Source organism: Holosporales bacterium, from assembly GCA_031263535.1.
Taxonomy (GTDB): domain Bacteria; phylum Pseudomonadota; class Alphaproteobacteria; order UBA3830; family JAIRWN01; genus JAIRWN01.
Window position 1 is genome coordinate 1 of the sequence record JAISFO010000010.1, and the last position, 11,738, is coordinate 11,738.

Consider the following 11,738-nt stretch of genomic DNA (forward strand, 5'->3'; position numbering starts at 1 on the left):
AACCCGCATGAGCGGACTGCCTCTGCCATAGGAATGCGATGGCTGACGAAGCCAAAGTCCTCTGTGACAAAGAACAAGGCTTTTTTCATGCTAAGACAAGCTTGCTACGATCGAAGCCAGAGTATCAGATGTGTTGAATCTTAGCTAACGAAAGTTCGGTAGCTTACTGCGCGTTTTGTAAGTCTTGCGCTTTAGCATACTGTCTTGAAAACATTTGTCAGCCTGCGCAATCTTGATTGCAGCCTGCGCAGGGATTTTATGTCGCTTGCACTGCTTATATTTCTTAAGGCATATAACCTTATTCATATGAACACCTGCTTCATACATATCCTTAATAGTACGGCGATTAGGTAAAGAAATGATTATTGTTTACGAGACAAGTACGCCTGCCTCAGGCTAACCCAGGCGTAGATCGCGATAGCAACACCCAATATGGCAAATATAACATGCTTCTGGTATTCGCCAAAGTGGGCGACAATACCTTCTATAGCATTAGAGAAAACGTACCCTACGCAGGCTATGGATACGGACCAAATAATCGCGGCGGCAAAATTTACAAAAAAGAACTTTTTGGAAGGTACTCCTGACGCGCCGATAATCAAGGGGGAAATGTTGCGTATGCCATATATAAAGCGAAAGCTAAAGATAAACAGCACGTCATATTTTTTAAGCCATTTGAAGGCTATTGCGACTTTTGGTTTAAGTTTGGGAAAGCGATCGAGAATCCTAAGGCCATATACGCGGCCTACCTGAAAAAGGCCCTGTTCCATTATAAATGTGCCAAGGAAGGCATATAGTATCACCAGCTGAATAGACAACAGCCCTTGGTGAGCAAAAAAACCAGCTATAATCAGCGCCACTTCGCCTTCTATGCAGGCAAACAGGAAAACCGCATAGTACCCGTAGCTAGAAATCATTTGTTCGATGATCATAGGGGCGTATTATAGGCTTGCGAGCAAAAAATGAAAGATTTTACGCACAAGAATATAAATTTATCCGCATCAATCCTAGCGGCCAACACATCCAGATTCGATCAGGAGGTGAAAGAAATTATTTGCGCAGGAGTGGATAGTTTGCATATAGACATAATGGACGGGCGTTTTGTCCCATGTACAAGCTTTGCTACGGATATTGTTGGAAAAATCAGGGACTATACTGCTTTAGATCTTCATGTGCACCTTATGGTGGAAAACCCTTTGGAGTATTTAGCGGCGCTGGCCAGCCAAGGCGCAAACCTCGTGTCATTTCATATAGAAGCTGTAAGCGACGCGTCGTTGATGATAGATCGCATTAAAGCTTTAGGGATGAAAGTTGGGCTGGCCATAAGTCCAGAAACAAGTGTGGAATCTGTAAAGGACTGTCTACCGCATTTGGATCAGGTTTTGGTTATGGGCGTGCGGCCTGGTTTTGGCGGTCAGGCCTTTATTCCTGCAACATTGGATAAGATAGAGGCTGTTCGTGATATGCTGCCAGCAGAGGGTAGAGTGGATGTAGCTGTTGACGGAGGAGTATCTTATTTAACGGCCGGGGATATAGTGGCCAAAGGCGCCAATGTGCTGGTCGCAGGGACGGCCCTTTTTTCGGCTATGGATAAAGTGGGCGCTGTCGAAAAATTACTAAACGCCGCCAGAGGCGTGCAAACCAAATGCTAACGAAATACTTCAGCAAATATTTAAGTAAGTGGAATAAGTTTGCCAAGACTGTGCGCGCTACTGTTAAATCAATTCCGGGCTTTCCTTTTTTCTACAAGCGAAAGGCTTTTAAGCTTCGCAATCTGTCCAATGGGGCGATTCCGAACTTCTCACCATTTGTCTATGACTTGCAGGCTATTCTTAAAGGCAAATTGATAACGCTCAATGGCCAAGTTCTGCCCATTTCACCAGTGCAGCAGTTCTGGAAAAACACTTTTGCGGATAAAAGCACTTTGCAAGAAATGCACAGTTTCTTTTGGCTGTCGTTTTTTAATAAAATTGGGGATTTTTCATGCATGAAGACGGCCCGCCTGATTACTGAGCAGTGGATTAAAGCAAATAAAGACGCTCGCAGTCCGGCGTGGGAGCCAAAGACTACGGCAATTCGGCTTGTGAACTGGGCACAGAACTATCGCTTTATGATTTCGTCTTCTGATAACAGCGACAAATCGTCCGTACACCGCAGCTTCGCGCGCCAGCTTTCATATCTTATCGGTGAAGAAAAGTATCTTTTGGACTCTGACGATTTGGTCTGTGTAATCTACGCCGTAATTCGGCTTGTGCCCAGGCAATATCGGGTAAAACTTGCCAACAAATATGTCAAACACCTTGGTATGTGCAGCATTTTAAAGCCAGAGCATCTGGATAGCCTGCCGCCGGACAGCCTTGTCGAGAACCTGCAATATCTTTCAAACATCAAGCTTTTGATGCAGATTTGGGAAATTAAAAATCTTGATTGTTTGGATAAAGCCATTACATGCTGCCAACAGTTGCTGAACAACATGATTCACGCGAATGGTGCCCTTGCAACTTTTAACAGTAAGACCCCCTATCCCAATGAGTTTATAAAAACGCTCTGCCTAAACAAAATCGCCTCTACGCAGCTTGAGGCTATGCCGCCGTCACGCATCATAAAAGTCACGTCAGAGCCATCGTCAATCCTTATAGATACGGGCGATTTTATTGCAACCGAGACGGAGATGTTTTGCCCGATAAACTTTGAATACAGCTGCGACCATCAAGTGCTGATATCTGGCGCGGGCATATGTATAGAGAACAAATCCTTCCGCATTCAAGATAAGGCGCCTAAGGGAGGGGCCAGTGCTCCAATGTTCAAATCCGAGCCAGTTGCCCATGAAATGTACGAGGAAAACAAAAACACCTGGTTTGATGGGTCAACCAGGTGGCTGTTTATGGGCGAGACGTTTGCAATCACCAGGCAGATATATCTGTGCCGCGGCGGACAAGAGCTGCGGTGCGAAGACAGGGTTTCGCACGCTTATGGTTTTGCTACATTTTTGATATTTTCAATCCCAGCAAGCTTGAAGTTGACCAAGCTGAAAGAAGTAAACGGCCTGGTAATTGAAGAAATTTTGCCTCAAGGAAAAAATCAAAAGTGGGCTTGGTATTTCAGTAAAGAAACAAAGTTTCAGATATGCAATGGGCAAAAACACCCGATAAATGGCATTATGCAGGCGGTTAAGCACTTGGTTGTGCCATGCTCACGAGATTATGATCATACAGTATCTCGCTGGTCGCTGAGGCGACTTTAGGTTTCTATTATTTTTGGAATGTGCGGTTATGGACAGACTTTGGTTAGTGGTTTTGGTTCTACTTGCTGGGTGTTACAGGACGCCAGAGCAGTACATAAACCCCGTGCTGCATGACCAAATTTTTCTGCAAAGTTTACAAGAGTTGAATATCACGCTGGTGGCCCCAAGCAGCGGTTTACCTGTTAAAGAACTTGATGCTCTAAAAATCCTATTGGATGGTAAAGTCAGGTTTCTGCCCGATCAGCATTACCTAAAACCAAATCCATGGACTAATGCCACAGCTGAACAAACGGCTAATGAAATTATTCAAGCAATGGAGTCAGGCGGGATTATTTGGGCTATGCGTGGAGGATATGGGGCAAGAAGACTGGTGAGCATTTTGTCCAAAAGGTGCATCAAGCCATCAACAGTAGTACTTATTGGTTACAGTGATGTAACGGCGCTGCATCTTTTATTCTCTGCGCGGGCTCAAAATGTCTGTTGTATACACGCCTCTGTAGCGCGAGAGCTGATTCAGAAAGGATACGATTGTGATGGATTTCGTCTGCTTATGGGCATTTTGTCTGGGCAAGTAAAACAAGTAAAGATAGGCCTGCGTCCACTTAACGCCAATGCCCAAAAGACCTTAAAGTTATGCGGACCACTTACAGGTGGAAATTTGACTTTGGTTGAAGCCAGTATTGGTACTGTTTGGCAGGCTAACTGCAAGGATAAGATATTACTCTTGGAAGACATTGATTGTAACCTGGGTCAGGTGACAGGTTCCTTGGCGCATCTTGAAGACAGCGGGCTTTTGGGTGGGGTAAAGGCCATTATTTTTGGCCGATTCTCAAAAGGAGACGATCATGAGTTTATCCCTATACTTACTGAATTCGCTGAGCGCGTCAATTTCCCAGTATTTCTGACAGATAAGATAGGCCATGGTTATTATAACTATCCAATCGGCTATGGCGCGCCAGGTAGCATAGAACAAGACGCTGAAGAAGCAGACAGCTTCACCCTGTGCGTAGATTTCAGTAAAATTCCGCTGTTCAAAAAGAATCATCATGCAAGAAATCGTAACCGTCGCTCAGCTAAGCGCTAAAATAAAGCAGACTATCGAGTCCGGTTTCGGCGTGCTGAACGTGCGCGGTGAGGTCAGCGGCCTTAAAAGGCATGCCTCTGGCCACACTTATTTCAGTCTTAAAGACAACGAAGCGGTCATAAACGCGATATGCTGGCGAGGAGTGAAATGTGCCGATAAATTAAGCGAAGGGCTTGATGTCATCTGCACCGCGCGCCTTACGACTTATCAACAGCATTCGAACTATCAATTGTTTGTTACAGATGTCCAACCCGCTGGCCAGGGCGCTCTGCTTAAAATGCTGCAAGAGCTCAAGGAACGTCTGCTAAAAGAAGGATTGTTTGATTCTTTGAAGAAAAAACCATTACCCTACTTGCCAAAAGTGATTGGTGTAATTACCTCGCCAAGCGGAGCCGTGATCCGCGATATATGTCACCGGATATCTGACCGCTTTCCTGTGCGTGTATTGCTGTGGCCGGTAGCAGTTCAAGGTGACGGCGCGGCAGAGCAAGTTGTAAATGCCATTAAGGGATTTAATGAAATCAAGCTTAATGACGGCTTAATTCCGCGGCCGGATGTAATCATCGTCGCCCGCGGTGGCGGCAGTTTTGAGGACCTGATGCCATTTAATGATGAGGCCGTAGTGCGCGCAGCATCAGCCAGTAGCATTCCTTTGATTTCTGCAATTGGGCATGAGACAGACAGTACCCTGCTTGATTTGGCTGCTGATGTACGGGCGCCTACTCCCACTGCGGCTGCCGAGATGTCTGTGCCAGTCAAAGATGATCTGCTGGCCGTCGTTATGGACCTTAAAAACCGCTTAAAATCAGGCCTTCAGCGCACCTTAAAATCCAACGAAGAAACTTTAAAAAATACAGTCAAGCGCTTACCCGCTTCCTGGCAAGTGGTTGGGTCTTCAGCCCAAAAGCTTGATCACATGTTCGATATGGTTAAATCTAGGGTATCGTCTCATTACGAGCACAAGAAGCACTCGCTGATAAAGGCCCTCGTGCTGTTTTATGCAAAAAAGCCGGATACCGTTCGCTTTGGACACAATGTCCACGAAACTTACGGCAAACTTAGCGTGATCTGCAAAGAGCTGCTTAGCAACAAGATTTTTTATATTGAAAGGCTTAGTGGTTTACTGGACAGCTTTTGCTATCAAAAGACTCTCCAGCGCGGATTTGCGGTAGTATCAGGCTCTGACGGCAAAGTCATAAGCACATCCGATCAGGCCGTGTCATGTAACCAGATGCGCATAACGTTCAAGGACGGACATGTTTTAGCCACTCCAGTGCGTTAATTGATTAGGCGGTGTGGTTTAGGCTTAGTGGTACGTTAATGGAGGCTAACATAGGCCCAATGGATGAATCATAGTGATTCTTAGAACATTTAGGCAAGTTAAATAAGAAACTTAGTAAGGTAAGGGGTAACGGATTTTTGGCACGCAGGCATAAAAAGCCTGCTCAATTATTAATATACCAAGCTTATGATTACATTAACAGTCATGCGGCACAAAGAACTGATAAAGGATTAGCAAAATAAAAGAATATAGATTAGTATAAGTTAGGAGCGGCTTTTTAAGGTCGCGTAAGTTTGTTTTAGTGTAGATCAGGCGTCTTGTATGTGCAGTTTAGTTGAGTTTTGGGATTTATATACCCCTAAAAGCATATGGCGTCTATCTTACGTATCAGAAGGAAAATTATGTCACGTAAAATGTTTATCGACGCCGTCTATCCCGAGGATGTCAGGGTAGCAATCACTCAAAATGGCGATTTAAAGGAATTTGAAAGCGAAAATACCAAAAAAGTCCGAGTAAAAGGCAATATATATCTGGCCAAAGTTGTCAGGATCGAGCCCTCTATCCAGGCAATATTTGTAGACTGCGGACTTGAGCGTAATGGCTTTCTGGGTCTGAGTGAGATACACCCAGACTACTACCAGATACCAACCGACGATAAGAAAGAGCTTGAGCGCGGCCTTGCTGAAATAACAGAAAATGCCGACAAGCCGATAGAAGAGGTTGCTGATTTAGATCAAAAAGACCCCTTACCTCTGGAATCAGCGGTCGAAGAAAATCAAAAACCAGATGACGCAGACGACACCATCCCTAGCTTAGATGAAAGCATTGCGGACGGCGTGGATAGTATCGAGTCAGAAGAGGAAGACGCTCAGCCAAGCCTAGAGGCACGATTAGAAAAGTTCAAAGCCAGGTTCTATAAAAAATATAAAGTCCAAGAAGTAATAAGGCCCGGCCAGATATTGCTGGTTCAAATTGTAAAAGAAGAACGTGGCAGTAAGTGTGCCGCTCTTACCACCTATATATCCCTGGCTGGTCGGTACTGTGTTTTCATGCCAAATACCAGGAAACCGGATGGAATTTCACGCCGGATCAGTGATCAAAAGGACAGAGAGCGCGTTCGCGCGATACTCGATGAGCTTAAACCCTCGCATTCCGGTTGTATATTGATTCGCACAGCCGGAACATCGGTAAGTGTAGATGAGATCAAAAGCGATTATGAAGGTTTAGGGCGCGTCTGGAATGAGATAAGGGAGACTACAGTTAAATCAACCGCCCCGTGCCTGATACACGAGGAAGAAAGCTTCGCCAAACGAATCGTAAGAGACTTATACGCCCAGGATACTGCCGAGTTATTGATCGAAGGGAAAGAGCTTTATCAGCAAATAAAGCAGTTTATGGAGTCGACGATTCCTGAGCATGCGAAGCGCGTCAAGCTTTATAAAAACAGGAAAGAGCCTCTTTTTGCTAATTATAAAATCAATGAGCAGATCGAAAGAATCTATCAACCAGAAGTATCGCTTAAATCCGGCGGGTATTTGGTTATTCATTCAACCGAGGCCCTGATTGCTGTGGATGTAAACTCTGGCAGAGCTAGGCGGGAACGCAATATGGAGGAGACGGCTTTTAGGACGAATTTAGAAGCCGTTGAAGAAACTGCTAAACAAATGCGCTTAAGGGACTTGGCCGGCCTTATCGTCATAGACCTTATTGATATGAAGGATAAAAACAAGATTGGTGAAGTGGAAAAAAGGGCTAAAGAAGCTTTGGCGGCAGATCGGTCCCGGGTTTATATGTCCAAGATAAGCCAATTTGGCCTTTTAGAGATTTCTCGCGAACGCAGACGCCCAAGTATCACCGAAGGATACACGGTTCGGTGCCCCCATTGCTTAGGGGCAGGCGTCGTTAAATCGCTGGAGTCTGTAGCGATGCAACTGATCCGAGAGCTTGAGCTTGAACTAGCCAAACAGCCCACGCCTAAAAGCATTACGCTTCACGTGTTGCCAGAGATAGCGGCCTACGTACTTAATAACAAAAAGAAAGACTTATGCGTGCTTGAGGAAAGGTTTGGGGCCTGTGTGGCGTTTATCCCTGATATGTCGTTAGATATATTGAAATACAGGTTTGAATCAGCGTCTAGTAAGCCGCGCTCTTCCACGAATAAGGAAGCAGAAACCAACGAGTCGAACGCTGGTTCAAAATCTCGCGCTAAGCGCAAAGGGAATGGCGAGAAACATGATCGCCCACAAAATGTAAAACAAGAAGGCGACTTGCCCAGCACTTCGGTATCAGACGCTGAGCAAAGTTCTGCTGCCCCAAGATTTGCATTGGCTACACCTGATAATAAAGGCAATACCTCTGGTCAAGAAGCGCGTCCAAAACCATCTCGCAGAAGAAGGAATCCTGATAAATCACTGGTGATGTCGCTGTTAGAAAAGCCAGAATCAGACTCTGAGGAATCTAAGACCCTAAACGTACCAAATGCTGAGGAAAGATCCGCCAAAAGCGACGGCTCGCCGGAACCGTCTTCCAAATCCAAAAAGGGATGGTGGAAGCGCATTTTGAAATAGCCTTTGCTAAGTATAAATCTGTCATTACAAAGAAGAGGCCTAGATACTTAATTCCACCATCACGGGGGCGTGATCTGAGGGGCGAGTGAGAGCTCGGAAATTTTTTAAGACTTCAGGTTGCGTTAAACGTTTTGCCGCCAAAGCAGACAGAAACACGTAATCTAAGCGAACACCGTGATTTTTGCCGAAAGAGCCTGCTCGGTAATCCCACCAGGTGAATTTGTCGCATATGCCGTCTGATTTTTTATCACCAACAGATTGATCAGAAGCACCAAAAGCGTCTATCAAGCCTATTTGCTCAATTTTTTTAAGCGACGAGCGTTCCGCTTCAGTAAAAAGCAGCTGTCCTTCGAACGCTGCTGGATTCCAAACATCGTTGTCGTTAAGAGCTATGTTAAAGTCTCCGCCGATTACAAAGTGTTCGTCGGCGGTAACATCGCGCCTAATATATTCAGACAGCTGACCCATAAAACTAAGCTTCAAGTCATAGTAAGAACTGCCAACTTCACGTCCATTTGGCACATAAACCGAGGCTACGCGGAGCCCGCCGGTTATGCATTCGATATACCTAGCTTCCGCACAGAATTGATCGCAAAATGTAGTTTTTACGTCGCTGATCGGCGATTTGGATAAAACAGCCACCCCATTATACGACTTTTGCCCATTTACAGCGCAGTTATAGCCTTTGTCGAACAGCAGGCCTTGTGGAAATTTTTCCGTTACTGTTTTAATTTCCTGCAGCAATATGATTTCCGGCGATAATTGGTCGATCAAAGTGCATATATGCTCTAGTCTGCAGTTGATGGAATTCGCGTTCCAGGTTACGATACGCAAGTCATGATTCTCCGCTGAAGTGCAGCTTTTATACTAGGGGTGGCGTACGTGGAAACACAAGATATTTTTTGTGCCTTTGAGGCGCTGGTCAAAAAATCCTTCCTTGAGGTTATGAAAAACCATAACCAAGCGGCTGTTGATCCAGCTTTACTTAGTGACAACGCGATAAAAGTAGAAACGCCCAAAGATCCAAAGTTTGGTGACATGTCCTCTAATGTCGCGATGGTTTTTGCTAAGGCTGCAGGGATGAACCCAAGAGAGCTTGCCGAGGATATTACCGCAGTCCTACAACGCGATGACAGGGTTTTAAATGTTAATGTTGCTGGACCTGGGTTTATCAATTGGGCCTTAAGTCCAAACTATGTTCAAAAATGCCTTGCCGAAGTGATAAGCATTCCCGGCGAGCGTTTCGGCCTTCAGGACTTAGGCCAAGGGCAAAAGGTAAACATAGAATACGTCTCGGCCAATCCGACTGGGCCGCTGCATGCTGGCCATGCAAGAGGGGCTGTGGTAGGCGATGTTTTGGCAAATCTGTTAAACGCGGTTGGGTATGATGTAACCAAGGAATACTATATAAACGACGCCGGCAGTCAAATAGACACCCTCGCCAGGTCGGTATACCACCGTTACTGCGAGCAGCTTGGCCGCGATATGGGGCCACTACCGGATAATTGCTATCCTGGTGAATACGTCTCAGAGATTGCGCAGAAGCTTATTAAGCTTCATGGCGATAAATTTTTGGATCAACCGGAGCAAGAGTGGTCGCCTTCATTTAAGCAATTCTCGGTTCAGGATCAGATGGCAATCGTCAAGCAAGACCTGGCCGAGTTAGGCGTGCATCACGACGTTTTTGTGTCCGAGGCCTCACTGATAGAAAAGGGGCTAGTTAAACAGACGCTTGAGTACTTAAAAAGTAAGGGCTTAGTTTATCAAGGCGTTTTGACTCCACCGAAAGGTAAAACAGTAGATGATTGGGAACCTAGAGAGCAGATTTTGTTTAAATCTACGGCTTTTGGAGATGAGATTGATCGTCCTTTACTGAAATCAGATGGCACGTGGACTTATTTCGCTTCTGATATAGCCTATCACCGCGACAAGTTGGAACGAGGGTATGACGTCCTGATAAACTTTTGGGGGGCAGATCATGGCGGTTATGTGAAGCGAATGGAAGCTGCCGTGGATGCTTTGGCGGGTAAGAAGCTGACGGTAAAAATCTGCCAGTTGGTTAAGTTTATAATGGACGGTAAAGACGTTAAAATGTCCAAACGAGCTGGCACTTTCATAACCATGCGGGATGTCCTCGATGCGGTTGGGCGCGACGTTACAAGGTTTATAATGCTTACACGCCGCGATGATGTGGTTTTGGATTTCGATTTCGCCCAAGTGGTGGAAAAAAGCCGAGACAATCCCGTTTTCTATGTTCAATATGCTCACGCCAGGATATGCTCAGTATTTCGCCAATATCGTGAGTCTTTTGGCCGAGATTTCAGCGCCGATACGGCGAAAAACGCCGATCTGTCGCAGCTGAGCTCTGAAGAGGAGCTGGCGCAAATTAAGCTGCTTTTGCAATGGCCGAGGGTACTAAACACAGCGGCATCTGCGCTTGAGCCTCATAAGATAGTCTTTTTTCTGCAGGAAGTTGCGGCCGGACTGCATATTTTGTGGAATGCTGGGAAAAATGACTTAACCTTAAGGTTTGTAAATCCAAATAATGAAGCTGAGACCGCGTCCAGGCTGGCACTGTTGTATGCAACGAAAATGGTAATTTCATCAGGATTTAAAATCGTCGGTATAGATCCAGTTGAAGAACTACGCTAGATATGTACAGAAAAATCGCGAGTCTGCTTTGGTCATACAAAATTCTGATAATCGCCGGAATCGCCATAACTTCGCTTATTGTCTGGTATGTTATGGCAAATTCTCGTGACAGCGAGATAGTACTAATCGAAGGGCCTAAAGTACCTATCAAGGTCAAGCCTACTACAAACGGAATCGACGTCCCACATCAAGATAAAGAAATTTATCAAAACTTAACTACGATGGATAACGACGATCCGGTTTCTAATGAACGAATCATAGATGAAAACGAAGCTCCTATGCAGGGTGCCTCACAGATCGATGATAAAGCAGATTCGCCTAGCAATAATGATCCTGCAATACAAAAAGATCCTGTTGATGAAATTGCTCAACTGGTCACAAAGTCAGAAGCCGCTCTATCGACAGCTAAATAAGCCTCGAATTAGATTGCTTTTATAATAAATCATTTGAAACGAGATTTAAAGGCAACAAGCCATAAACCTCTTGACTTGGTTTGTTTTGCGTTTACTCTCTGGTGTGACGGGGCCTGTAGTTCAGCGGTTAGAACTCTCCGCTCATAACGGAGGTGTCGTAGGTTCGAACCCTACCGGGCCCACCAATTATTGATTCGTGTAGATTTAAGCAAGATTAATTTTATTGATTGAGATAGGGACTTTAAGGAGCCTGGCGAGAAGCAGGAAGATACTTTGCTAGTAAGAATATCTGGCGCTATAGATAAAGATTGTCTAACGCTTAATTAAAGAGGAGTCTACAAAGGAAAGGCCCTGTAAATAATTTTGTGTAAAAGCAGTCATGCAGCCACCTTATGTAGTTTATCATGGAATAAGATGAGCAACTGGGAGTAGATGATACCCCAATCAGCGGTCTTAGTAGTTTTTTCAAGCCTACGGATTCCCAAATAGAGGCTCT

General features: G+C 45.2%; 10 protein-coding genes and 1 tRNA gene. 8 read left to right on the top strand and 3 right to left on the bottom strand.

All coding sequences use genetic code 11. From position 1 onward, the window contains the following. Positions 1-144: 144 nt before the first annotated feature. A complete protein-coding gene (locus tag LBL30_00990; GenBank protein MDR1031685.1) occupies positions 145-306 on the bottom strand; it encodes a hypothetical protein in 162 nt (53 codons plus the stop codon). Positions 307-362: 56 nt separating this feature from the next. Beyond that, the gene (locus LBL30_00995) at positions 363-932 is read right to left on the bottom strand and encodes a DedA family protein (protein ID MDR1031686.1); all 570 of its coding nucleotides are present in this window, start codon (positions 930-932) and stop codon (positions 363-365) included. Between the two features lie 30 nt (positions 933-962). Here LBL30_00995 and rpe point away from each other — a divergent pair, with 30 nt between their 5' ends. From rpe to LBL30_01020, 5 genes are all read left to right on the top strand, one after another. Further along, positions 963-1,652: a ribulose-phosphate 3-epimerase gene (rpe, locus tag LBL30_01000; GenBank protein MDR1031687.1), complete on the top strand. Its 690-nt coding sequence runs from the start codon at positions 963-965 to the stop codon at positions 1,650-1,652. After that, positions 1,646-3,244 (top strand): hypothetical protein, encoded by a 1,599-nt coding sequence (locus LBL30_01005; protein ID MDR1031688.1) that lies wholly within the window; start codon positions 1,646-1,648, stop codon positions 3,242-3,244. The genes rpe and LBL30_01005 overlap by 7 nt, the downstream gene beginning before the upstream one ends. Before the next feature lie 28 nt (positions 3,245-3,272). Then, positions 3,273-4,328, top strand: a complete 1,056-nt coding sequence (locus LBL30_01010) for an LD-carboxypeptidase (GenBank protein ID MDR1031689.1) — start codon at positions 3,273-3,275, stop codon at positions 4,326-4,328. Then, on the top strand, positions 4,291-5,610 hold the full coding sequence (gene xseA, locus LBL30_01015) for an exodeoxyribonuclease VII large subunit (protein MDR1031690.1): 1,320 nt from the start codon (positions 4,291-4,293) through the stop codon (positions 5,608-5,610). Before LBL30_01010 ends, xseA begins: the two co-directional genes overlap by 38 nt. Positions 5,611-6,011: 401 nt before the next feature. Next, entirely contained in the window at positions 6,012-8,177 is a 2,166-nt protein-coding gene (locus tag LBL30_01020; protein ID MDR1031691.1) for a ribonuclease E/G, read from the top strand. A 39-nt stretch (positions 8,178-8,216) separates the two neighbouring features. Here LBL30_01020 and xth read toward each other — a convergent pair whose 3' ends face one another. Further along, the gene (gene xth / locus LBL30_01025; GenBank protein ID MDR1031692.1) at positions 8,217-9,011 is read right to left on the bottom strand and encodes an exodeoxyribonuclease III; all 795 of its coding nucleotides are present in this window, start codon (positions 9,009-9,011) and stop codon (positions 8,217-8,219) included. 48 nt (positions 9,012-9,059) lie between these two features. On the opposite strand from xth, the gene argS reads away from it, so the two are divergent. The 3 genes from argS (at position 9,060) to LBL30_01040 (ending at position 11,427) form a co-directional block, all read left to right on the top strand. Further along, complete coding sequence (gene argS, locus LBL30_01030; protein ID MDR1031693.1) at positions 9,060-10,829, top strand: arginine--tRNA ligase; 1,770 nt, start codon at positions 9,060-9,062, stop codon at positions 10,827-10,829. 2 nt (positions 10,830-10,831) lie between these two features. Beyond that, complete coding sequence (locus LBL30_01035) at positions 10,832-11,242, top strand: hypothetical protein (protein ID MDR1031694.1); 411 nt, start codon at positions 10,832-10,834, stop codon at positions 11,240-11,242. Between the two features lie 109 nt (positions 11,243-11,351). After that, positions 11,352-11,427: transfer RNA gene (locus LBL30_01040), tRNA-Ile, on the top strand. The last annotated feature ends 311 nt before the right edge of the window (positions 11,428-11,738 follow it).

Coding starts and splice junctions, on each gene's coding strand:
- rpe (MDR1031687.1), top strand. CDS start 963: ATGAAAGATTTTACGCACAAGAATATAAATTTATCCGCATCAATCCTA.
- LBL30_00990 (MDR1031685.1), bottom strand. CDS start 306: ATGAATAAGGTTATATGCCTTAAGAAATATAAGCAGTGCAAGCGACAT.
- LBL30_01010 (MDR1031689.1), top strand. CDS start 3,273: ATGGACAGACTTTGGTTAGTGGTTTTGGTTCTACTTGCTGGGTGTTAC.
- xseA (MDR1031690.1), top strand. CDS start 4,291: ATGCAAGAAATCGTAACCGTCGCTCAGCTAAGCGCTAAAATAAAGCAG.
- LBL30_00995 (MDR1031686.1), bottom strand. CDS start 932: ATGATCATCGAACAAATGATTTCTAGCTACGGGTACTATGCGGTTTTC.
- LBL30_01035 (MDR1031694.1), top strand. CDS start 10,832: ATGTACAGAAAAATCGCGAGTCTGCTTTGGTCATACAAAATTCTGATA.
- LBL30_01020 (MDR1031691.1), top strand. CDS start 6,012: ATGTCACGTAAAATGTTTATCGACGCCGTCTATCCCGAGGATGTCAGG.
- LBL30_01005 (MDR1031688.1), top strand. CDS start 1,646: ATGCTAACGAAATACTTCAGCAAATATTTAAGTAAGTGGAATAAGTTT.